Origin of the sequence: Mucilaginibacter sp. (genome assembly GCF_041088075.1) — a bacterium.
GTDB lineage: Bacteria > Bacteroidota > Bacteroidia > Sphingobacteriales > Sphingobacteriaceae > Mucilaginibacter_A.
In genome coordinates this window covers 1-24,258 of record NZ_JBGCVY010000029.1, presented here as the reverse complement: position 1 = coordinate 24,258, position 24,258 = coordinate 1, and the positions used below count along the sequence as shown (strand labels likewise).

The window sequence follows — 24,258 nt, the reverse complement described above, 5'->3', positions numbered from 1 at the left end:
TAAAGATAACATGAAAACAAAAAATTCACCCATAAAATACTGGCCGGTACTATTGGTCATCAGTGCTGTTTTATTTCAAACTTCCTGTACCAAGGATTTTGAAAAGTATAACACCAACAGGTATAATGCCACAGATTCGCTGCTTAAAATTGATGGCGAAGGCTTAGGCACGTTTATGGTACCAATGCAGCTTTCTATTTTCAGCACCACCAACTATTTGTACCAGCTACAGCAGAATTTAAACGGAGATATTTATTCCGGCTTTATGATGTCCGGCGACCCATTTAACGGCGGGGTAAACAATACCAATTACGGGCTTGTACCGGGATGGAACACTGCACCTTTTAATGTTGGCTATCAAAATATCATGTCAAACTGGCTACAGGTAAGTAAGAGAGCTGCAACAACTTCACCTGATTATCTGGCCATCGCCAATATCCTTAAAGTGGAAGGTATGCACCGCGTTACCGATGTTTATGGCCCTATGCCTTATAACTCTTTTGGAAAAGGCGGGTTTACCACGCCTTATGACAGCCAGGAAGCAATTTACAATACTTTTTTTACCGAGCTTGATTTTGCCATAAAAACGCTGACCCAATACGTTAAAGCCAATCCGGGCGTAAAGCCATTCCAGCCTTATGATTTGGTTTACAACGGAGATTACAAGCAGTGGCTCAAATTTGCCAATTCTTTAAAACTTCGTTTGGCTATCCGTATCGCCATGGTCAATCCGTCTTTGGCAAAAACCAAAGGAGAAGAGGCCGTAAACGATCCGAACGGCTTATTGACAACAAATAGTGATAATGCTTTTGTACACCAGTACAACGGTGTTACTTTCACCAATTCGCTTTGGTCTATCACCTATGAATACACAGACATCAACATGGGCGCACCAATGGAATGCTACCTTAAAGGTTTTAACGACCCAAGGCTTCCTGTTTATTTTAAACCTAATGGTGCCGGCCAGTTCCGCGGTATCCGTAACGGCGTTGCCATCACTTCTACAACACAATATGCAGATGCCAGTTTATTAAATTTTGGCAACACCAATGCCAGTACACCAATCCAATTGATGGCAGCTTCTGAAGTTTCTTTCTTAAAGGCCGAAGGTGCTTTACGCGGATGGAACATGGGCGGTGCCCCTTCCGGTTTTTATAATGAAGGGATTGCCCTTTCGTTTGATCTTAACGGGGTTAGCGGAAGTTTGGGCAATTATGCAAATGATGCAACCAGTACAGAAGCACCCTATACAGACCTTGCCAGCGCAACCAACAACGTACCTGCCGGATCGCCTTATTTAAGCAAGATTACGATTAAGTGGGACGACGGGGCAACGTACCAGCAAAAACTGGAACGCATCATTACCCAAAAATGGCTGGGCTTGTGGCCGGATGGCGAAGAGGCTTGGGCCGAATTCAGAAGGACTAATTACCCTGTTTTGATGCCGGTTGTGGTTAACAACAGCCAGGGCACCATCAGCACCACTGATTTTATCCGCAGGCTTCCTTTTTCACAGGATGAATACAATAACAACAAGGCCGAGGTTACAAAAGCGGCTACCTTATTAAACGGGCCAGATAATGGCGGCACCCGGTTATGGTGGGATTTAAAAGTGAAAAACTAAACCTTTAGGTTCATTTTGAATTTATTTATGAAAAAAAGGCAATACTTCTTTTACCCCTATAAAATCAGTGCTTGCATTGGCACAAATAAATTAAAAACCAATTATTCACCAGTTTTTAGGTGATAAAAGAAGTATTCTAAACCTTATTAAGTAAATTTTAAACAGGCCCTAAAGCCTGTTTAAAATTTTTATTTGTTTAATGTTTTTTTAGGTGATACAAGAAGCATAGAAAACAATATCGTGTTTAAATGTCCATCATAAAATTTACCAGGCTGCGTGTATGCCTGTAAATTTTTATTTTTAAATGCTTTTACGGTACAAAAAGTACAATAGGCCAATGATTTTTATGTGATAAAAGAAGCATAGAAAATATATTGAACAAAATTTAAACAGGCCAAAATAAACCTTAACCGAAGTTATTTAACACGTGCTTAATTTTTAACCTTAACTAATATGAACTGAAAATGAAAAAACAATTACTTATTTTTTTGGCAATCCTAAGCTGCTCACTCGGGTATGCCCAAAACCGAAAAACCGTAAACGGTACCGTAAAAGACGTCCAGGGCCAACCTTTGCCGGGTGTCAGTATTATTGAAGTTAACGGAAAGAACGGCGTTTCCACCTCTCCTGATGGCACTTATGAAATTAGGGTAGGCACTGATGCCACCTTGCGCTTTTCTTTTATCGGCTTTAAAACACAGGAAGTGGCAGTAGGCAATAGAACCACGATCAACCTGACGATGGCCGAAAACGGGCAGGCTTTAAAGGAAATAACAATCACGACGGCTTTGGGCATCAATAAAGCCGACAAAAACCTGGGCTATTCTGCCACAACAGTAAAAGGCGAAGATATTACCCGGACCAATACCGTCAACCCAATTACTGGTTTGCAAGGTAAAGTTGCAGGTGTAAACATTAATGTGATGAGCGCTGCGGGTATCCAAACTTCGCCTTTTATCCAGATCAGGGGTGCAAAAGTTTTGGGTTCAAGCCCTGGCCAGGCCAATAACCAACCAATTTTTGTAATAGACGGAAACGTGCTTCAAAATAATATTGTAAATGCAGATGACACGGACAGTGGTTCACAATTGAAGAACTTAAACCCGGATGATTATGAATCTATTACGGTATTAAAAGGTGCAGCAGCTACTTCACTTTATGGCTCGCGTGGGTTAAACGGCGCAATTGTGATCACCACCAAAAGGGGAAGGTCCGGTCAGGGCTTGGGCATTGAGTTCGGCTCAACTTACCAAACCTCTAACATTTACAAAAGCCCGATGGCTTTTCAAAATGTTTACGGCCAGGGCAGTGCGCTTACCCGGGAAGGTAATTTTGCCCCGGATGGTTCGCAGGCCAATACGGTAGGCAGTTGGGGCCCGGTTATGGACGGCAGTTTGCACCCGGTAATTTATGACCATTCCCGGAAAGCACCTTATTCGCCGCAGCCAGACAACTGGAAAATATTTTATCAGAACGGGAATTATATCAACAACAACTTGGCTTTAAGCGGTGCAAACGATAAGTTTAATTATCGTTTATCTTACTCCAATAACTCAAGCGATGGGATATTGCCAAACAACAGCTTAAAAAGAAATGCTTTTGCCATTAAAGTTGGCGGCGAACTGAACAAAGTGTTTTCTACCGAAATCGGGATCAACTATGCAAATACGGTAACATCCAACTATTATAATCAGGGAAGATATGCTTATGGCGGCGGATCAAATTTAGCTTTCAATACTTATTATTTGCCCCGTAACCTAAATTATAATGATTGGAAAGCCACTTACCGAAATGCCGATAACTCGATCAACAGTGCCGGCGTTTTTGGTAACTTAAATAGTGTAACATCTGCATTCTCTGTTTTTGATAAAAATCATTTCAGCAACAATGAAAATTCTTTCCTGGGCTATGCACAATTAAAGGCACAGGTAGCTCCCTGGTTAGATTTTTCGGGACGGGCAAACATCAACTTTCAGAAAGCTTTTCGGGAAACTAAAAACTACGGCAACGACAAAAATAACGTAGGAGGTTATTATGATTCTGGCGGTTCTTATTCTACCGACTATACTTTGTTGTTTATGGCACATGCGGCTAAAAAGGTTTTAAACAACGATTTAAACATTGATTTTAGGATATTAAATGAGATTTACGGAAATGGTTTGGCAGAAAACTGGGGCGCAAGTACCAATGGCGGCCTGGCCGTGCCGAACCAGTTCTTCCTTGGAAACTCTGTTAATACGCTTACTACTCAATATTATTATAATTACAATGTACCTCCGTATAGTGATTACCCAGGTGCACAAAAGCCATCTATGCGGACTATTGGCTTGGGCGGAGATTTAAACTTAAATTATAAAGAATATTTAAACCTCGAAATAACCGGACGTAACGATTGGCTATCTACTTTAACCTATCCAACCAGTGTGCCGGGAGCTAATAATTACGCTGTGTTTTATCCATCGGTAAACGTGTCGTACTCTTTTTATGACCATTTAAAACCATCCTTGCCAACTTGGTTGTCAAGCGGAAGGTTGAGGGCCTCATTGGCTTATGTAGGCAATGCAGGAGTTGCAGGCCCGTATGCCACCGGGATTGGTTACGCGCCAAGTACAATCATTAACCAAAACAATCAATCGGTAGGCAGTGCCATTCAAGTGAACGCAGATATTAAACAAAACCTGAATTTAAAGCCTCAAAAACAGCGTTCGATAGAGTTGGGCACCAACTTTGGATTATTCAAAGAATTGGTAAATGTTGATTTTGCCTATTATAAAACCAATACTTTTAACCAGTTGCTTTATGTTCCGGGCGTAATCGAAACCGGTTACAGCAGAAGTTTCCTGAATGCGGGCAATATTCAGAACCAGGGTATAGAACTTTTGGTTAACGTTACCCCAATCCGTAGTAAAGACTGGAACCTGAACTTTGCAATAAACATGGCGCATAACAAAAGCAAGATTATTAAATTAGCAGACGGTATAAAAGAATGGGAACTGAGCGGAGGCTATGATGGAGCAAATGTTTACGCCTATGAAGGCGGCGCTTTTGGTGTATTGACATCAGAAACAGGGGCATCGTCAAAAATTGATCCGGCAACTGGCTTACCTATTATACAAGTTGGCAGCCGCTATACCAACACCAATCCGGCAGTAAAATACGATATGCAGGATTACAATCTGGTCAATCCTGATTATACGGATGCACAAAAACGGATCAATATAGGCAAGGTAGAACCTAATTTAGTTGGTGGGATCAGTACCACTTTGCGTTACAAAAATTTCAGTCTTTTTACGCAGGTTGATAGCCGCTTTGGCGGTGATGTTTATTCTGAAGCTTATGGTTATGCAACCGGACAGGGAACAACACTAAACTCTTTGCAGTTCCGTGATCAGGCGCATGGAGGCGTAGCACGCATTGATTCTTACACCGGGCAAACCAGGTATGACGGCGTAATACCTAACGCTGTTTTTGATGCAGGCCAAACAAGTCCGCTTAAACCAGGTGTCAGCATTGCCGGTATGACTTTCAGGGATGCGTACAATCAAGGTTTGGTTGAGCCTTGGAAAGCTTCCTTGTATTACAATACTTTTTACGGTTACGGAACAAATCTTAATGCAAATGAATCGGTATCCAAAAACTCCTGGATCATGCTGCGCGAAATTAGCTTAGGTTACAGGTTGCCAGCACCTTTGATTAATAAAATCGGTTTAAAAGGTGCCCGCTTAAGTGTATCTGCCCGTAATATTGCTTACTTATATAAAACCCTGAGCGGTGACCAAAACCCTGAATCCCTTCAAAGCAATGACCCTTTCAGGCCGTATATAACCGGCGGTGTCCCTTTCTACAGGAATTATTCTGTGAGTTTAAATATTTCCTTATAGCATTAAGATTTTATAAAGATGAAAAAGACAAATAAATATATAATCGGATTAATCGCATTGACGTTGCTGAGCCAATCCTGTAAAAAAGATTTGGTAGATATCAATACCAATCCTAAAACGTTAAGTGATGCCAATCCTGAATTTTTGTTTACAGGCGCCACGGTTGATTTTAACCTGAATTCCCGTAATAATACTTTTCAGAAATACGGTACGACCATGACCTATATGCAATACGTTGTCCCGGAAGGTGCAGATGCAGTTGCCTTGGCCCGCACCTACTGGGATCCTTCAAAAACGATCGGGCCTAATCCCGGCTTTCCTTATTACAACGATTATTTTAACGGAAACGGAAGAGATATGCACCGCATTATTGATAAGATTAACTCTTTATCGGAAGGACAGTCGGCAACTTATCAGGGTTTAAAAGCAATATGTTTAATTATTGATACTTATCAAGCCTGGAAAGTTGCGGATATTTTCGGCGCGCTTCCTTATAACCAAGCCTTTAATGTTGTTCAATATCCGTTGCCAACTTATGATTTCGATTATACTTTGTACAAAACTTTCGATCAAAAATTAAAAGATGCAGCTACTTTGTTAAAAAGCAGTACAGCACAAATTGCCATCAACAACCAGGACCTTTTTTACAGCGGTGATTATGGAAAATGGTTGTCTTTTGCCAACACCTTGCGTATTAAAATTGCTCAGCGTTATGAAAAACGAGATCCTGCACAATTAGCAAGTGTTTTGGCAGATGTGGCCAATAACTTTGCCGGCAATGTCATTTCTTCCAATGACGGTTCTTTCGGATATAATCAAACCCGCGATTGGAACAATAATGTGGATGACATCAACGTGATCCTGTTTGCTTACAATGCCGCTTATCCTTTTGTACAATTTCTAAAATCAACAAACGATCCAAGATTAGCTTTTATGGTTCGCCAAAATGATTTCGGTACAAACTACAAGAACTATGTAACCGTAAAACAAACCGGCGATGCTACAACCCAGGCAGCTTTGTTGCAACCCGAAAATGATGTAACCAACCCCAACAATCGTTATTGGGGCAAACACGCTTTTCCTGCTTCGGCCAATACAAGCTTTGGTTCTACCGGCGGCGACCGTTTTAAAACTTTTACCGTTTCAGGTGGTTCGGGCACGCAAACTCTGGGCTTTTTATCCGCCATTCAAAGTAGGTTGTTTGTAAAAAACGGTGGTTTCGGCGGTTTTGATGCCAGGTCTTCCAAAGATTTGATGCACGACGATGAATCTTATGTAGATGGCAGTACCATCAAAATGAGGACACCTTATTTAACCTATGCCGAAACTTGTTTTATGATGGCAGAAATTGCAGAAAAAGGCGGCAATGGTTTAGGCAAATCTGCAGTGCAGTGGTTTAATTTGGGCGTGCAGGCATCTTTTGACCAATATAAAACTATGGCCGTTGCTACCAATGTGCCTAATGCAACCACTGTAACCATCGGTAATTTTGCAACTACGCTTCCTTACAAAGGCTTGCCAAGCATTTACTCTCAAGCTTGGGTAAACTTTTTGACAGAGCCAGACGAAGCTTGGGCAATGTGGAAACGTACCGGTTATCCTCAGTTTGAAGATGTACGTGCCGGGCAACCAAACAGGATTGGCGATGGTTCGACCATTGCTTACTTAGAAAGTTTATGGGACGGCAAGCAAAACCTATTGCTTCCGCGCAGGAATTCTTTGGACCTAAGTACCGGCTCCAACCAGAATTCGGCAAATTACAGCACCGCGATCAAGGCGATGATGACTAAAGACCCGGCTTATGGCACTACTGCCCAAGATACCAAAGGCAGGATTTGGTGGGACGCACAATAAAATTGGTTTAACCGAAAATTTAAAATAGTTTTTATTTATCACAAAAGCCGGCTTGAAATTCAGGCTGGCTTTTGTGTTTTTGCAGGCACATGAAAAACTTATTTTTAAATTTGATAAAAGGCAACCAACAATTGTGGTTGAAGATAATTATGCTGCACTAAGACCTGATGCTTCTTTTAGCCTATAAAAATTGGAGTTTATATTTTGGTTGAAAAAAAGCCACTGATTTTTATCCGATAAAAGAAGCATCATAAAAAGCGATAAAAGCAAACAACAAAAGCAAAAAGCTCCCGGAATAAACACCAGGAGCTTTTTGTTTTTATTACTGTTTTTTCAAAAAGCTGATGATGCGGATAAAATTTGATGCTTCTTTTATCACCTAAAAATTGGAGTAGGAATTTTATTGGCATACTGTTTTTATGCCGGTAAAAACAGTATCTAAATTATGCTTCCCGCAATTTTAACCAACTTTTTCACCACATCAACATTGGTCTGTTCGATCAAAAATTCTTCCTCATAACTGCCTGTTTTAACATCTGTAAAAATCATTTCACTTTTAAAAACGCCTTTTGCAGAAGTATGAAATTCGGTTGCGCCCGTCAATTCGATCAAGTGTTTTAAATTTTCCGGGCGAATGCCAGCGCCGGGCATAACCGAAATCCTGCCTTTTGCCTGTTCAACCAATTTTGAAATCAGCGATGCTCCTTTTACCGCACTATTTTCCATGCCCGAAGTCAAAATGCGCTCAAAACCCAGTTCAATAATTTCTTCCAACGCTGTAAAAGGATCCCGGCAACGGTCAAAAGCCCGGTGAAAAGTGGTACCCAAATTTCCGGCGGCTTGTTTTAGTTCCAAACAACGTTCTACGTCAACGCTGCCGTCTTTTTTCAGGATGCCAAAAACAACGCCATCACAACCCAAATCCCGGCATTGTTCTACATCAGCTTTCATCACTTCAAACTCCAAATCAGTATAAAAGAAATCGCCGCCACGTGGCCTGATGATTGGAAATAATTTTATGTTGAGATTTTTCCTTGCTAAAAGAAGCATTCCAAAAGATGGCGTCGTTCCGCCTTCTTTCAAATTATCGCACAACTCTACGCGGTACGCACCGCCTTGCTGGGCATTCAAAGCTGAACGGAGCGAACCGGCACAAATCTCGATCTTGACCATTTTTGCCGATTAAAAAACGCTTTTCCCTTTGATCAGCAAATCCTGCTTTTCGGCATTGCAAACCGCAAAAGAAAACCCTTTTTGGATGGCATAAGCACCATATTCGCCTTTTTTGTTGATGGCCAAAAAACCAACTTGCAGCGTTTTGGCCAGTTCCGGTTTCTTTTTGATGATCCGGTTTACGGCTTCTTTGCAGGCATCCTCTGGTTTGTAGCCCTGGCGCATCAACTCCACTACCAAAAAACTGCCCACGTTTCGGATCACCTCCTCACCTACGCCGGTAGAAGTTGCGCCACCGACTTCGTTGTCCACAAACAATCCGGCACCAATAATCGGGCTATCGCCTACCCTGCCGTGCATTTTCCAAGCCATGCCACTTGTAGTGCAGGCACCCGAAATATTTCCGGCCGCATCCAAGGCCAGCATCCCGATGGTATCGTGGTTATATTGGTTTCCAGGCAGTTTTTTGGGCGAATAAAGTTTGTTTTCGATATTGATTTCTGGTTTATAATCAGCCGTTTTCAACCACTCTTTCCAAGCTTTTTCAGATTCTGCAGTAAGCAAAACCTTCTTTTTAAAGCCGTTTTCCATCGCAAACTGTGTTGCGCCTTCGCCCACCAACAACACGTGCGGCGTTTTTTCCATCACCATCCGCGCAACCGAAATTGGATGGTCAATGTATTCCATCGCAGCCACAGCGCCGCAGTTTCCTTTTTCGTCCATGATACAGGCGTCTAAAGTAACGTGGCCGTCGCGGTCTGGGTAACCGGCCGCGCCAACGGTATGGTTGTGTGGGTCGGCTTCCGGGATTTTAACGCCTGCTTCCACCGCATCCAAAGCGCGGCCACCTTTAGAAAGGGTTTTCCAGGCTTCCTGATTGGCCGGAATTCCAAAATCCCAAGTGGAAACAACGATGGGGTAATTGGCGGCCGGTGCTTCTTTTACCACAGTTTTTCCGATGACCTTGGCACTTAAAAGTACGCCGGAAGCACCAAGCGTACCGGTTAAAAATTTACGACGGTTGAGCATGTTCAATCTGATATTTTAACTGTTAAAAGAAGTTGGAAGTTAGCATTTTCAGTAGGAAAACAACTGAAAACCGTAAAATTTATGCTTGGAAATTTTCGGCAAAAAAACTATTTTTCAAACAATCCATTCCGAAATCATTGTTCAAATTGATATATTTGCCACCCCGCACTCGTAGTTCAATGGATAGAATGTGAGATTCCGGTTCTCATGATATAGGTTCGATTCCTATCGAGTGCACAAAAAAGCCGCATCAGTTTGCACTATGCGGCTTTGTAATTTTTCAAAAAGCAATGCTTCTTTTAACACCTAAAAATTGCTATCCCAAAAAATCCATATCTTCCTGAGTCAGCACTAAATCCCTTGCTTTTAAATTTTCTTCAAAATGTTTTAACGAAGAGGTGCCGGGGATGGGCAAAATCCAGGGCGAGTAATGTAACAACCAGGCCAAATTAACCTGCGCTGCCGTAGCACCATATTTTTGGGCGATGGCTGCTATTTTTTCATCCTTTTTAGGCATCGAAGTAAACAGCGAAAAGTAAGGGATCAGCGGTATTTCGTTCTCTTCGCACAACGCCAACACTTCTTCTCCGCCACGGTTTTCTCCGTAATGCGATGTTTGTGTTGTTCGTTGGCCGTAACCAAACATGTTTTCAACCGTGGCAATATCGCCCATAGTTAAAGCAGTTTCTAATTCTTCCGGACTTACGTTGCTTACACCGACGTGCAAAATTTTTCCTTCCTTTTGCATTTCAAACATCGCATCCATGGATTCTTTAAACGGAACTTCGCTGCCCGGCATCACCCTAAAATGTACCAACGTAATTTGCTCCATCTTTAACGTTTGCAGGTTTTTATCAATGCTGCTGCGCAAATTTTCGGGTTTGTTGTAGGTAACCCAGCTTTTATCCGGCTTGCGGGCACCGCCAACTTTGGTACAAATCACCAAGTCCTGCGGGTAAGGGTACAAAGCTTCGGCAATTAAACGGTTGGTAACATCTTCGCCATAATAATCGGCCGTATCAATAAAATTAATGCCACTGCTGATGGCTTGCTTTAATATTTGTAAAGCTTCGGGCCGGTTGGGCGGTTCGCCATAAACGCCTTCTCCGGTAAGGCGCATCGTTCCGTAACCGAAACGTTTAACTTGTAAAGGATGTTCACTTTTTGCGGCAATGTTAATTAAACTTGGGTTTTGCATGTCAACAGGGATTTTTTACAGCTTCAACACCAAATATAGCTTTGTGTTCTGCCGATGGCCCTGGAAGAAGTAAAAAAATGGATGCTTCTTTTATCAACTAAAAAATGGGTTGTAAAAGAAGTACTTGCTGAACCAATCAAGCTGATGTTTCTACCGCAAAAACCTGTTCCCGGTCCTAAAATCCAATGCTTCGTCCTTGTTTAAAAAATAAACAATGCCGACAGATTTGTGGTCGTCTTTGGTGATAAACTCGACCGATGCGCCCCAAAAAGTTAAGCCCAAAATGTTGGTGCTGATAACGTTGGCCACATTTAAAACCGTGCAGTATTGGTTTGGATCCATATCTTTTGCATTAATTACTTGTTGTAAAAAACCAGGTTATGTTTCCTTGTACGAACTATTTTTAAACAGGTTAAGGCTTTTGCTTCTTTTACCAACATTTTTTTTGAATTGGAATTTAAGCTGAATTTCGACACCAAAAAAGCAGGCATAAAAGAAGCATCGGCCTACCTTTAGTTTTTATTTTGATTAGGGGATTTTTGTGAAAGCCACTTCTACAATTTATCCAAAGTAATGGCGCGGACAACGGAACCTTCGCCAAAACGGTTGCGGATTTGATCCATCGCATCGTACAACTTGCGGTTTTCGGTTGCGCCGGAAAACAGGTCCAACTGGTATTCGCCCTGGATCAAATGGCTCAATTTCACCCCAATCAGCCGGACTTGTAAATTGGGTTTATACGCTTTGTGAAATATTTCTTTGGCCGCCGCTAAAATTACATGGTCTGCCGCCGTGTATGCAATTACGGTTTGTTTAGTTTCTGTCGAGAAATCCGAATAACGGATTTTGACGGTAACGCAGCCACTCAGTTTTTTTTGCTGCCGAAGTAAAAATGCAATTTTGGAAGTCATGCGCACCAGTTCGGTCAGCAGGAAATCCGCGTTTAAAACATCGCTTTCAAACGTATTTTCGGTGCTGATGCTTTTGCGTTCCGAATACGGCACTACCGGCGAATCATCAATGCCGCTGGCGCGGCGGATCAAATCCAGGCCGCCTTTTCCAAACCGCATTTCCATCAACGCCGGGTTGGATTCGCTTAAATCTTTCAACGTAAAAAAACCCATTTGCCGAAGCTGAACTGCGGTTTTTTCGCCAATGCCGGGCATTCGTTCAATTTTTAAAGTTGATAAATACTGCTTTTCCTGACCGTGTTTTACTTCAATTTGTCCGTCGGGCTTTACTTCGTTGGTGGCAATTTTGGAGATCAACTTGTTGGATGCCAGCGCGTAGGAAATGGGCAAACCGGTTTCCCGCACCACCGTTTGTTTCAGTTCTTTGGTGAACTGGCTGCAACCGAAAAAGCGGTCCATGCCGGTCAAATCCATATAAAACTCATCAATGCTGGCTTTTTCTAAAACCGGAACGCGTTCACGGATAATGGAAGTAACCAAACGGGAATAATGGCTGTAGCTTTCAAAATCGCCACGGACAGAAATTGCCTGCGGACATAACTTTCGAGCCTGCCGGATCGGCATCGCGCTATGCACACCAAAAACACGGGTTTCGTAACTGCAAGCCGCAACAACGCCGCGATCGGTAGAACCGCCAACGATAACCGGCTTGCCAATTAAAGCACTGTTTTTCAACCGCTCAACGCTTACAAAAAACGAATCGAGGTCGAAATGTGCAATAAAACGCGGGTTTGGTAAATCGGCCATAACAAAATTTGGTACAGCTAAAATACTAATTTAGTTAGGGCTTGTTTCAATTTATCGGAACGGTTTTTCATGCTTCTTTTAGGCCAACAAATTTAACGGCTTGTAATTTTAGTTTTTGGCTAAAGCCCGCTGTTTGTGCGCTTTGTCCACGGCCTAAAGGCCGTGGCAATTTAAGAACATGTTTAGACTTATCTTTTCGTGCTTTACACCATGCTTCTTTTACCGCCTAAAAATTGGTGTTGCCTGGTTTTTGATTTGTTTAAGCTGATACTGGCACTGATTTTTATAGGGTAAAAGAAGCATCAGCCAAAAAAGGCCAGAAAAAAATTTAAACAACTTTTAAAGTAGCATTTAATACATTAGCTTGCCAACAGATAATTTGATATTATCGAACAAGTTTGTTTCGAGGAACAAAAAGCAGAGTTTATAAGTTGCCACGGCCTTTAGGCCGTGGTGATGTATAAGGTTTATTGGCTTTAGCCAAAATAGCAAAGAACATAATTTTAAACAGGCTTTTAGTTTATCAGGCAACTTTTTGTAAACGATAAATCACTTCCAGCAATGCCCGCGAATTATGGTACGGACATTTCCACAAGCCGGCTTTGTCTTCGCCGGGCATCAAGCTTTGGTCGTCCCGGATTCCCCAAACCCACTCGCCGTTCTCCGCATCAATAATATAAGTTTGAATGTATTTCCAAACGCTTTCAAACTGCTCAAAAAAAGCTTGCCCGCCGGTCAATTGCCAGGCGTTTAAAAAACCAACCATCGCTTCGGCCTGCACCCACCAATGGCGGTCTTTGCATAAATGGCCCTTTTCCGGTTCGTACTCGTAATACATGGAACCGTCCCGGTCTAAACCGGTTGAAGCCGATCGCGCCATTTCAACACACTTATTTTTTACCCGTAAAAGAAGCATGTCGTCTTCCAACACTTCGGCGGCTTCGAGCAATAACCAGGAAGCTTCAATATCATGACCGTAAGAAATAATGTTAGATTTTGGTTGCCAGTTTTCATCCAAAAACAAAATCAAACGGTTTGTTTTTGGGTTGATCATGTGTTCCAAAAAATCATGGATCAACCCGCGGATCTGCTGCTTCAAAAACCCATCCGGCCAAACGCGGTACAAATTGGTGTAGGCTTCCAAAACATGCAAATGCGTGTTCATGGTTTTTTTCTCGTTGGCATCTTTTTCGCTCAAACGCAAGTCGGGCAACTCTTCCCAATTTTGTGCGAAAGCTTCGAGGTAGCCGCCGTTTTTTGGGTCGAAGCTGTACTTTTCAATAGCAGCAAAAATTTGTTGTGCTAAAAGAAGCACATTTTCATCTTTGCTGATTTTATAATATTCCGATAAGCCGTAAATCGTGAATGCCAAAGCGTAAACCTGCTTTTTGGTATCTAACGGGTTTCCCTGAAAATCTACCGTCCAGTAAACGCCGCCGAATTTTTTATCTATAAAAGAAGCATGGATATAATCGTAACTCCGCTTCGCCATTTCCAAATAAATTGGATTTGGGTTTTGAAGATAAGCCGCCGAAAAACTCCATAAAATGCGTGCATTTAAAACCGAGCCTTTTGGCGCTTCGGGATAAACTTTGTTGTCGTGATCAATTTTTCCGTAAAAGCCGCCGTGCTGCTTGTCGGGCGTATAATCTATCCAAAAGTTTAAGATATTTTCCAGTTCCTGTTCAAAAGGTTTCAGATCGTACATCCGTTTTTAAAGTTTTTGGGTGTAGATGGAATGCGATAATTTATCCTGGAAAATGATGTGCGGATCAGCATAAAACTTTTTAAAATCGGCAACGCTGACCTGGCCGGGATAAGGCGCAAAATAATGTTCGGTTTTCCAATTGCGCCAGGTAAGTATATACGCCGTTTTGTATTTGGTGATAATTGGAAGCAAAACCTGCGTCCACCAGTTTGGGTCAGGGATTCCCTGGTAGCCCACTTCGGTCAGGGCCGAAATTTTATGGTGTTCGGTAGCTACTTTTTCCAGGATTTGGTACTTGTTTTCCAGGTCTTTTTTAAAGTAATCGGCGTCTTTGTCCATGTACGCATCAAAACCGATGATATCTACATAAGCATCGCCGGGATAACGCTCCAAATATTCTTGTTCGGTGGTATAACCGGCAGCAGAATAGCCGATTAGTAGGTTGTGCAGTTTTTTGGTATTGCGCAGGTAATCAACGGTAAAACGCCATAATGCGATGTATTCTTCGGGCGTACATTCTTTGTTTCCCCACCAAAACCAACTGCCGGTATGCTCATGGAACGGGCGGAAAATCACGGGGATCATCTCGCCTTTCGGGCCTTTCAACTGGCTGGCAAAAGCGGCAAATTTGTCTAAATATTTTACAAAGGCGGCATGATGACCGCCGCCCGGAATAATCTGTTTTACGGTTGAAGTTGGTGTGCTCCAGGCCGTTGCGCCCGTAACCGGATCGTTAAAATGCCAGCTAAACTCGTTGATGCCACCACGCGCATATACTTCTTTTACGTATGAAATTATGTTGTTGAAAGGAACGCCGTCGAGGTTTTTTGCGCTGTCTAATTCCAGATGCCCCAACTCCCAACCGTAAACCCCCGGATAAGCGCCTACCGTGCTTTTAACGTCCGACCGGCCTTTTTCGTAGGCCCAGCCCACGCCGTAAGCCAAATCGTCCTGGTGGCCAAAAATCACTTTTGACTGTGCCAGTTTTTGCATGTTGCTGTACAACATTTTGGTTTCCTGGGTGGCAGCTTTATCAACAGGCAAAATATTTTGTGCCTGTAAAGTGGTTAAACCGGTTATTGCGGCCAACAATAAGCTGACAGCCAACACTTTTTGTAGTTTATTTATCATTGGGTTTTGGGGTTAAATTGGTTGGGTTTCTTCTGACACTATCCGGTTCAAAATTATTGTTTAAGCATTGGCTTTGATAATGCTTTTTTAACATTCTATAACGATAAATGTAAAACTGGTGCAACTATCGTAAAAATGCGCCCGTATATGGTTAATACTATTTTAACGTTATCTTTAAGATTTTATAAGCAGCCAAACCTAAAGATTTAAGTTTACAGCAAATATTACATGCAGACAAATGTTATCCGGGAAATAACGCCGCTTACCCAAAGCGATTGTTTTACGATGTTTTCCAGGGTGAAAAAAAGGTTCGATTTTCCGCTCCATTACCACGAAGAATACGAACTGAACCTGATCCTGAATGCGAAAGGCGCCAAACGCATTGTGGGCGACCACATCGAAGTGATTGACGATTTGGAACTGGTTTTTATCGGCCCGAACCAATACCATGCCTGGTTTACGCACCAATGCGAAAGCGAAGAAATTACCGAGGTAACAATTCAGTTCCACCGAGACCTTTTTGACGATAAACTCCTGAAAAAGAACCAGCTAAGTTTTATCCGTAACATGTTGGAGCGTTCGCAGCGCGGCATTTTGTTTTCTAAAAGCACCATTCAACGGCTAAAACCACGGATTATGGAACTGAGCCAGAAAAGCGGTTTTGATTCTGTGCTCGAACTGCTGTCTATTTTGCACGACCTTTCCACTTCCAAAAACATGCAAACGTTGTCGGATGCTGCTTTTAACAACGAAAAATCGCATTATAACAGCCGCCGCATCGAAAAAGTGTTTGAATACATGAACACCAATTTTAACCGCGAAATCAGTTTGGCCGAAGTGGCGAAAATTGCCAACATGCCCGAAGCTTCTTTCAGCCGCTTTATTAAAAAACGCACGGGCATCACTTTTATTGACAGTTTGAACGAGATCCGTTTGGGCCATGCTTCGCGGATGCTGATTGACACCACGCAAACCATTGCCGAAATTGCCTACAAATGCGGCTTCAACAACATTTCGCACTTTAATCGGATTTTCAAAAAGAAGAAGGTTTGCACACCGAAAGAGTTCCGCGAAAATTATTCGGGCAACCGGATTTTTGTTTGATGATTTTAGGGTGGTAAAAGAAGCATGGTGAAGTTTGCACTTTTTATTTGAACGGGTTAAAAACCCATTCCTACAAAATTGGCCGAGCCTACGGCTCTTTGAATTTGCAGTTAAAACTTAATTTTCCGGGATAACTATCACCTCATGTTCCTCCTTTTTAAACTTTCCCAATCAAAAAAAGCTAAAAATTGTGGATAAGTTTATTTGGTTTTAGCCTTGCAAATGCTAATTTATTTAGCATTTTTGTGGCTATGAACCTCAACTCCATCAAAGTACAAACCGAACCGCGCGTTCTGTTTGTAGATATGAACAGCTTTTTTGCCCGGTGCGAACAGCAGGACAATTACTGGCTGCGCGGAAGGCCGGTTGCGGTTTGCGTTTACACCGGGAAGTTTGGTTTTGCCATTGCGCTTTCGGTGGAGGCAAAAAGAATGGGCGTAAAAACCGGGATGCGTTTAAACGAAGCGATGAAAATTTGCCCGGAACTGATCCCGCTGGAAAGCAACCCGAACCGTTACCGGCAATACCACACCAAAATCATCAATGTTTTAAAGCACTATTGCCCGGAAGTGATCCCGAAAAGTATTGATGAAGCAATCGTAAACCTCACCAATTACCAAATGGTTTATCCCGATACTGTTTTTATCGCACAAAAAATAAAGGAAGATATTAAGCGGGAAGTTGGCGACTGGCTCACCTGTTCCATCGGCATTGCGCCAAACGCTTTTTTGGCCAAATTAGGTTCGGACATGGGTGGTTTTGATGGCTTGCAAATTATCACCGCACAAAATATTGATGATAAATTGGGCGCGCTAAAACTGTCGGATTTGCCTGGGATTGGCAAAAACATGGTTTACCGTTTGGAGCGCGCCGGTATTGCCACGCCGCTGCAAATGCGCTACACGCCGCCCGAAAGGCTGAAAGCGGTTTTTAAAAGTATTGAAGGTTTGTACTGGCATTACAAATTGAATTTCGTGGAAACCGGCATGTCGGTAAGCGATTATAAAGGGATGCAGGCGATGCGCCAAATTTCTGCCGATAAAAGAAGCAACCCGGAGTACATCGAACAATTGTTTTTAACGCTTTGCAGTACGCTGGAAAGGCGCATGGTACACCACAATTTCTATTGCAAAAACATTGCTTTTACGGTGAAGTATGTAGATGACAGCCGTTGGGACGATGGGTTTTCGATCAGCATTCCGATCCAGGATGCTATCAGTTTGATGCGGATGATCAAAAAAAGGATTGCGCGTTTTGAAGAAACCACGCAATCGGCACCGATTTTTAATGATCAAATCAGCGGTTTGCGGGTGATGGTAACCGATTTTGTAAACACCGGCAAAATGATGTACAGCCTGTTTGAAGATGTAAACCAGGGCGAAAAAGCGCGCAAAACGATGTACGCTATCCAGCAAAAGTTTGGCGCCGATAAATTGAAACGCGCTGTAGAAGTTACCGACGGCAAAGTGGTGGCCGATGTAATTGGTTTTGGTTGCGTAAAAGATCTAAGCGAGTTGGATTATTTGGCATCGGCAAGCGAAAACTAATCAGCGCTTGCTTTCTGCGGAAACTGATAATTTTCCTGCTTAACAACTGCACGAATGGCACTGTAAGAAACGGCATCGCCTAAAGCATTTTTAGCTTCTGTTAAATTTTCTGGTTTGTTTGTGCTAAGGTAAAGCTGAACCTGATCTAAAATTTCCTTTGGGAAAATCTGTGTAAGCTCCAGTTCGTCCAAATTAACAAAATACAATAAATGCCCTTCAATTGTTGTTAAAGCAAGATTACGTTCTGCGGCAATTTCGACAATGGTTTTACCGGATTGGAAAAGCTCAAAAGAAACCTGACTGGTTGCCGTTTTGGTTTTTTCTTTCGGAACTGTAAGGTCTATCGGTTGCCTTTCAATATTCTTGTTTTTGCAAAAAGCATCAATATAACTTAAAATTTCTTCGCCGTATTTTTTTACTTTGGCCGGGCCGATACCTTTAATGCTTTCCAATTCTTTTAAAGTTGAAGGCAGATATTTCACCAAATCGTCCAGTGCTTTTTGGTGAAAAATAACATAAGCCGGAATGTTATTTTCCTCAGCCAAACGGTTTCGCCAATTGCGCAAAGCACTGTGCAAATCAGGATAAGCTAATTTTTCCGCCTCGGTTTCTGTTTTGTTTTGTGGAGAAGCTGCTTTTTCCGAAGCCAAACTTAAATCAATAGCCGCGTTGGCTTTGTGCTGAAGATAAGCCAGCGCGTTAAAACTTTTTTCAGATGCTTCTTTTATCACCATAAATTTAACCGCAACTTCCTGTTTTAAAGCATTTAACGCGCCTTGCACGCTTTTTCGGACGGCTTTGTTATCTGTCTCAACAACCCAATTTTTTAGTGGTAAAAGAAGCATCTGCTCCAGCTTCGACACAAAATAAGCGGCGGCTTTTTTCACGCGTTCCTGCAATTCGGGGTGTTCTTCTGGCAAAAGCGGCTGTTGCAACAATTGGTTTAATTGCTGCTGAAATTTATCGGCAATAAGGTAAATTTCTTTTTCGGCTATAACTTTCAATTCGTGCAAAGTTTGCGCAAATTTTCCGGCCAATAAATTGTCGTTTTCTTCAGCGAGTTTTAAAAGTGCAAAATAGCGGAACTTGATCTGTCCGAAATCAAACAACTCGCGCAGCAACGTTTCCTGGAAAACTTTTTTGGCTTCCGATAAAACACTTTCTGTCGGCACATTGCGTTCACTTTCGATGGTGTAAGTCGCAATCGTACGGTCGGTAATCACGCTTTCCCCTTTCAGCGGCTTGCTTAAAACCATGCCTTCCAGCGTTTTACATCTGCTTAAAGCCACATAAACCTGGCCATGCGCAAAAGCATCCTGCGCATCAATAATGGCTTTTTCAAACGTTAAACCCTGGCTTTTATGGATCGTTATCGCCCAGGCCAGCCGCAGCGGATATTGCGTAAAACTGCCGATGATGGTTTCTTCTACTTCTTTTGTGGTTGGGTTTAAAGCGTATTTGATGTTTTGCCAAACCACCGGGCCCACTAAAATTTCATCTTCTTCGCCCGGGCATTTTACAAAAATTGTTTCATCTTCCACCCGCGCCACTTTTCCAATTTTGCCGTTGTAAAAAAGCTTTTCTCGCGAACTGTCATTCTTCACAAACATTACTTGTGCACCGATTTTCAGTTCCAAATCCAAAACGGTCGGATAAGAAAACTCAGGAAATTCGCCCTGAATTACAGCTTTAAATTGGTGTACCGGTTCTTTGATTTCGGCCAGTTTGCTGGCGTTTAAATATTGTGCCGAATTGTTGTGTGTGGTTAAAGTGATGTAGCCTTCCTGCTCATTGGGCTTAAAATCAGGAATGTGGCGCTGGTTTAAATCTGTCAAAACCTGCTTTGTAATCCGGTTTTCGCGGATGGCGTTTAAAAGGCCGATAAAAACAGTATCGGCCTGACGGTAAATGTGTTTCAGTTCGATGTTTACCAGCGGCGTTTGCTTTAAAGCCTTGCTGCTGAAAAAATACAACGTATCGTAATGCGGTTTCAGCAATTGCCATTCTTCGTTTTTCGCTACGGGCGAAAGCTGGTGCAAATCGCCGATCATCAGCAATTGCACGCCACCAAAAGGTTTGGAACGGTTGCGGTAACGGCGCAGCACTTCGTCCATCGCATCCAAAACATCGGCACGTACCATGCTGATCTCGTCAATTACCAACAAATCCAGACTTTGGATAAGATTGACCTTTTCGCGGTTAAACTGCCGGTTGTATTGTTGTTGTTTGTTTTCCTGCGGGAGGTACGGCCCGAACGGCAACTGAAAAAGCGAATGAATGGTAACGCCGCCAGCATTGATGGCCGCTACACCGGTTGGTGCCACTACGGCCATCCGTTTGTGCGACGTTTTTTTCAATTGGTGCAAGAACGTGGTTTTGCCCGTTCCGGCTTTTCCCGTCAAAAAAATATTGCGGTTGGTATGCTGTACAAAGTTATTGGCGAGGTCGAGTTGCGGGTTTTGCTGCATCAAGCAATGATAAGAAATTTAGCAACAATATTAAAACGAAAATTATTTTTGTTAAAAGAAATAGCAATTACTTGAACTTTACAGTAAAATCAGTACTTTCAAATAAAAAAACAATGAAAACGGTTGAGCTAGGAAACATCGTCTGGAAAGAAGGTAAATTTTATGTAGCCAAATGTTTAAATGTTGAAGTTTCCAGTTTTGGCGAAACAAAAGAAGAAGCTTTAGCCAATTTACAGGAAGCGTTGGAGTTGTATTTTGAAGATTAAATAAACTTCCTCACCGCACTCCTCACCTGCCCCAAATAGCCCGTTCCAAACAAATTCAAATGCAGCAACAACGGATACAGATTCCACAAATCCACACGTTGTTGCCAGCCTTTTTGCAAAGGAAATTTTTCCTGATAAGCCTTGTAAAAATCAGTGCTGAAACCTCCGAAAAGATGCGTCATGGCCAGATCGAACTCGCGAAAACCGTAACTGACGGCCGGATCAATTAAATAAGGTTTGCCTTCGCTGCCGATCAAATAATTGCTGCCCCACAAATCACCATGAATTAAAGCTGGCTTTTCTTCCTCAAAAAACCCGCCCAGCTTTTGGTACAGGTTTTCAAAATCCGACACCAATTTTTGGTCGATAAAAGAAGCATCAAAAGCTAACTTTACCATCGGTTTTAAGCGTTCTTCTATAAAAAACGATTGCCAGCTTGAATGTTTTTTGTTGGATTGCGGCAACGAACCCATGTAATTGTCGTTTTCAAAACCAAAACCTTCCGCCGTATTTTGGTGCATTTGCGCCAGTTGCGAACCTAATAATTGCATCGCTGCCGGTGTTTTCGTTCCGGTTTCTATGTATTCTAACAACAAATAACTTTGGTAAGCAAAATGCCCGGTTGCAATTACTTCCGGCACAGCAACCGTTTTTGTTTTGCGGATGGCTTCCAAACCTTCGGCCTCGAGTTCAAACATTTTGGGGAATTGTTGCGCGCTGTTCAGCTTTAAAATAAAAAATCCAGCCGCCGATTGCAAGCGGTAAACTTCGTTGATGCTGCCACCCGTAACTTCCACAATTTCGTGGATGCTGCTTTTACCGCCTAATTTTTCGTGTAAAATATGTTCCAGTCCGCCCCTAAATTCTGCTGTAAAACTTTTCATTTTCCTGAGTTAAAATCCGCCAAAATTATACCCAACAATTGTGCCTTTAAAACGCTATTTTTGCGGTTCAAATGAAGCACATCCGCAATTTCTGCATTATCGCACATATAGACCACGGCAAAAGTACGCTGGCCGATCGTTTGCTCGAATATACGCACACCATTACGCAACGCGAATCGCAGGCGCAACTGCTTGACGATATGGATTTGGAACGCGAACGCGGCATCACGATAAAAAGCCATGCCATCCAAATGGATTATATTTTGGACGGCCAGCCCTACGTTTTGAACTTGATTGACACGCCCGGCCACGTTGATTTTTCGTACGAAGTTTCGCGTTCCATCGCTGCCTGCGAAGGCGCGCTGCTGATTGTGGACGCGTCACAAGGCATCCAGGCGCAAACCATTTCTAACTTATACCTGGCGTTAGAAAATGACCTGGAAATTATCCCGGTCCTCAACAAAATGGATTTGCCTGGCGCTATGCCCGAAGAAGTGAAAGACCAGATTGTGGATTTAATCGGCTGCAAACGCGAAGATATTCTGGCGGCATCCGGCAAAACAGGTTTGGGCGTGCACGAGATTCTGGAAGCGATTGTAAAACGTGTTCCGCCGCCGGTTGGCGACCCGGATGCGCCTTTGCAAGCGTTAATTTTTGATTCGGTTTTTAATTCTTTCCGCGGCATCATCGCTTATTTTAAAGTGGTGAACGGCGAAATCCGCAAAGGCGATAAAGTGAAATTTGTGGCAACCGAAAAGCAATATTTTGCAGATGAAGTTGGCACGTTAAAGCTGAACCAGTTGCCAAAAGCCGTCATCAAAACCGGCGACGTAGGCTACATAATTTCGGGCATAAAAGAAGCACGCGAAGTTAAAGTGGGCGATACAATTACCACCGTTGACCGCCCATGCGCAACCGGAATACAAGGTTTTGAAGAAGTAAAACCGATGGTTTTTGCGGGCATTTACCCGGTTGATACAGACGAGTTTGAAGAGCTGCGTGAAAGCATGGCCAAACTGCAGTTAAACGATGCTTCGCTGGTTTTCGAACCGGAATCATCTGCGGCTTTAGGCTTTGGTTTCCGTTGCGGTTTCTTGGGCATGTTGCACATGGAAATTATACAGGAACGCTTGGAGCGCGAGTTTGACATGACGGTAATCACCACTGTTCCCAACGTTTCTTACTTAGCTTTTACTACGAAAGGTGAAGAACTGCACGTTCATAATCCTTCTGATTTGCCCGATCCAAGCAAGTTGGATTTTGTGGAAGAACCATACATTAAAGCCAATATCATTACCAAATCCGAGTTTGTTGGCCCGGTGATGTCGCTTTGCATCCAAAAACGCGGTACGATTGTCAATCAATCTTACCTGACTGCCGATCGTGTGGAACTGATTTTTGAGCTGCCAATGGGCGAAATTGTTTTTGATTTTTACGATAAGCTGAAAACGATTTCGAAAGGTTATGCTTCTTTTGATTACACGCAAATTGGTTACCGTCAATCAGATTTGGTGCGTTTGGATATCCGCTTAAACGGCGAACCGGTTGATGCCTTGTCTTCCTTAATCCACCGCAGCAATTCTTATGATTTTGGCAAGAAGATTTGCGAAAAACTGAAAGAACTGATTCCGCGCCAGCAGTTTGAAATCATTGTTCAGGCTTCTATCGGCGCCAAAATCATCGCCCGCGAAACCGTAAAAGCTTTACGAAAAGATGTAACTGCAAAATGTTACGGCGGCGATATTTCCCGTAAACGGAAATTGTTGGAAAAGCAGAAAAAAGGTAAAAAACGGATGCGCCAGGTTGGTAATGTGGAAATCCCGCAATCGGCGTTTATGGCGGTGCTGAAATTGGATTGATAAAAGAAGTATCAATGAGTAAAGCAAACGAAAAAAATCATTTTGACAAGGTTTATGGAAAGGTTGAAAAGAAGTATAATCAATCTTCAATTAAACAACGAATAGAAGCTTTATTCCTTGATAATATAGGTAAAATTATAACACGAGAACAGATTCTCGAAGTTGCAATAGACCCTGTTACTGGTAAACAACCGGAAAATTGGCACCAAAGATTATCAGAATTAAGAACAGATGAAGGATATACTATTCTTTCTTGGAGGAATAGGGGTTGGTTAAGAGTCGAAGAATATCTGATGACTTCTTCTGATAAAAGAGTACAAGCCGGTAAAAGAGTAAGTCCAACTAAATTAGCTTGGCAGGAAGTCTTAACTAAAGCAAACTTTTGCTGTGAATGGAAAGAAGACGGAAAACTATGTCTATTAAAAGAAGGCGAAACTGATCCTATTGGAGGAGGAAAAGTTAAATTAACTCCAGATCATAAAACGCCTCATTCAATAAACCCTGAATCGGATTTAACTAATTCAGAACAGTGGCAAGCACTATGTGGTAGACATCAAGTTATGAAAAAGAACTATTGGGATAGTTCTACTGGTAAAATGAATGTTTATGCAATCATCCAATCTGCAACAACAATCGAAAAAGAAATTACTTTTAAGTTTTTATTAGATTATTTTGGATATATAGTTGACGAAGATGGGATTATTACTAAATTTATTAGCTTATGATAGAAGCTACAGAATCTCCAAAAACATACTTAGATAATCTCCTTGAAAAGGAAAGAATTATTATTCTTCCTCCCATGGAAGCAAAAGAA

The 24,258-nt window shown here is 42.3% G+C and carries 17 protein-coding genes and 1 tRNA gene; 9 read left to right on the top strand and 9 right to left on the bottom strand.

What is annotated here, in order from left to right:
* The first annotated feature begins 10 nt into the window (after positions 1–10).
* The 3 genes from V5804_RS06680 to V5804_RS06670 all read left to right on the top strand — a co-directional run bounded on the left by V5804_RS06680 (position 11) and on the right by V5804_RS06670 (position 7,359).
* Positions 11–1,624, top strand: a complete 1,614-nt coding sequence (locus V5804_RS06680; protein WP_369590602.1) for a RagB/SusD family nutrient uptake outer membrane protein — start codon at positions 11–13, stop codon at positions 1,622–1,624.
* A gap of 488 nt (positions 1,625–2,112) precedes the next feature.
* Positions 2,113–5,505 carry a SusC/RagA family TonB-linked outer membrane protein gene (locus V5804_RS06675; RefSeq protein ID WP_369590601.1) on the top strand — a complete coding sequence of 1,131 codons (3,393 nt, stop codon included), beginning with the start codon at positions 2,113–2,115 and terminating at the stop codon, positions 5,503–5,505.
* An 18-nt stretch (positions 5,506–5,523) separates the two neighbouring features.
* The gene (locus V5804_RS06670) at positions 5,524–7,359 is read left to right on the top strand and encodes a SusD/RagB family nutrient-binding outer membrane lipoprotein (protein ID WP_369590600.1); all 1,836 of its coding nucleotides are present in this window, start codon (positions 5,524–5,526) and stop codon (positions 7,357–7,359) included.
* Positions 7,360–7,797: 438 nt separating this feature from the next.
* Here V5804_RS06670 and V5804_RS06665 read toward each other — a convergent pair whose 3' ends face one another.
* Entirely contained in the window at positions 7,798–8,532 is a 735-nt protein-coding gene (locus tag V5804_RS06665; RefSeq protein WP_369590599.1) for a copper homeostasis protein CutC, read from the bottom strand.
* Positions 8,533–8,541: 9 nt separating this feature from the next.
* Positions 8,542–9,561: a N(4)-(beta-N-acetylglucosaminyl)-L-asparaginase gene (locus V5804_RS06660; RefSeq protein ID WP_369590598.1), complete on the bottom strand. Its 1,020-nt coding sequence runs from the start codon at positions 9,559–9,561 to the stop codon at positions 8,542–8,544.
* 165 nt (positions 9,562–9,726) lie between these two features.
* Between V5804_RS06660 and V5804_RS06655 the strand changes: the two genes are divergently transcribed.
* Positions 9,727–9,798, top strand: a tRNA-Arg gene (locus V5804_RS06655).
* Between the two features lie 79 nt (positions 9,799–9,877).
* Here V5804_RS06655 and V5804_RS06650 read toward each other — a convergent pair.
* The 5 genes from V5804_RS06650 to V5804_RS06630 form a co-directional block, all read right to left on the bottom strand.
* Positions 9,878–10,759 (bottom strand): aldo/keto reductase, encoded by an 882-nt coding sequence (locus V5804_RS06650; RefSeq protein WP_369590597.1) that lies wholly within the window; start codon positions 10,757–10,759, stop codon positions 9,878–9,880.
* 150 nt (positions 10,760–10,909) lie between these two features.
* Positions 10,910–11,101 carry a hypothetical protein gene (locus V5804_RS06645; RefSeq protein WP_369590596.1) on the bottom strand — a complete coding sequence of 64 codons (192 nt, stop codon included), beginning with the start codon at positions 11,099–11,101 and terminating at the stop codon, positions 10,910–10,912.
* Between the two features lie 212 nt (positions 11,102–11,313).
* Complete coding sequence (gene dinB, locus V5804_RS06640; protein WP_369590595.1) at positions 11,314–12,477, bottom strand: DNA polymerase IV; 1,164 nt, start codon at positions 12,475–12,477, stop codon at positions 11,314–11,316.
* A 523-nt stretch (positions 12,478–13,000) separates the two neighbouring features.
* Positions 13,001–14,185, bottom strand: a complete 1,185-nt coding sequence (locus V5804_RS06635) for an AGE family epimerase/isomerase (RefSeq protein WP_369590594.1) — start codon at positions 14,183–14,185, stop codon at positions 13,001–13,003.
* Between the two features lie 6 nt (positions 14,186–14,191).
* Complete coding sequence (locus V5804_RS06630) at positions 14,192–15,316, bottom strand: glycoside hydrolase family 26 protein (RefSeq protein ID WP_369590593.1); 1,125 nt, start codon at positions 15,314–15,316, stop codon at positions 14,192–14,194.
* A gap of 228 nt (positions 15,317–15,544) precedes the next feature.
* Here V5804_RS06630 and V5804_RS06625 point away from each other — a divergent pair, with 228 nt between their 5' ends.
* Positions 15,545–16,420: an AraC family transcriptional regulator gene (locus V5804_RS06625; protein ID WP_369590592.1), complete on the top strand. Its 876-nt coding sequence runs from the start codon at positions 15,545–15,547 to the stop codon at positions 16,418–16,420.
* Between the two features lie 251 nt (positions 16,421–16,671).
* On the top strand, positions 16,672–17,967 hold the full coding sequence (locus V5804_RS06620) for a DNA polymerase IV (protein WP_369590591.1): 1,296 nt from the start codon (positions 16,672–16,674) through the stop codon (positions 17,965–17,967).
* Here the strand turns inward: V5804_RS06620 and V5804_RS06615 are convergent.
* The gene (locus tag V5804_RS06615) at positions 17,964–20,435 is read right to left on the bottom strand and encodes an HRDC domain-containing protein (protein WP_369590590.1); all 2,472 of its coding nucleotides are present in this window, start codon (positions 20,433–20,435) and stop codon (positions 17,964–17,966) included. The two genes, V5804_RS06620 and V5804_RS06615, sit on opposite strands and share 4 nt — an antisense overlap.
* 113 nt (positions 20,436–20,548) lie before the next feature.
* Here V5804_RS06615 and V5804_RS06610 point away from each other — a divergent pair, with 113 nt between their 5' ends.
* Complete coding sequence (locus V5804_RS06610; protein ID WP_369590589.1) at positions 20,549–20,701, top strand: type II toxin-antitoxin system HicB family antitoxin; 153 nt, start codon at positions 20,549–20,551, stop codon at positions 20,699–20,701.
* Here V5804_RS06610 and V5804_RS06605 read toward each other — a convergent pair.
* Entirely contained in the window at positions 20,698–21,585 is an 888-nt protein-coding gene (locus V5804_RS06605) for a fructosamine kinase family protein (protein ID WP_369590588.1), read from the bottom strand. The genes V5804_RS06610 and V5804_RS06605 overlap by 4 nt on opposite strands.
* Positions 21,586–21,656: 71 nt before the next feature.
* Between V5804_RS06605 and lepA the strand changes: the two genes are divergently transcribed.
* Positions 21,657–23,444, top strand: coding sequence for a translation elongation factor 4 (lepA, locus tag V5804_RS06600; protein ID WP_369590587.1), 1,788 nt, complete (start codon positions 21,657–21,659; stop codon positions 23,442–23,444).
* A gap of 14 nt (positions 23,445–23,458) precedes the next feature.
* Positions 23,459–24,169 (top strand): hypothetical protein, encoded by a 711-nt coding sequence (locus V5804_RS06595; RefSeq protein ID WP_369590586.1) that lies wholly within the window; start codon positions 23,459–23,461, stop codon positions 24,167–24,169.
* Positions 24,170–24,258 lie beyond the last annotated feature (89 nt).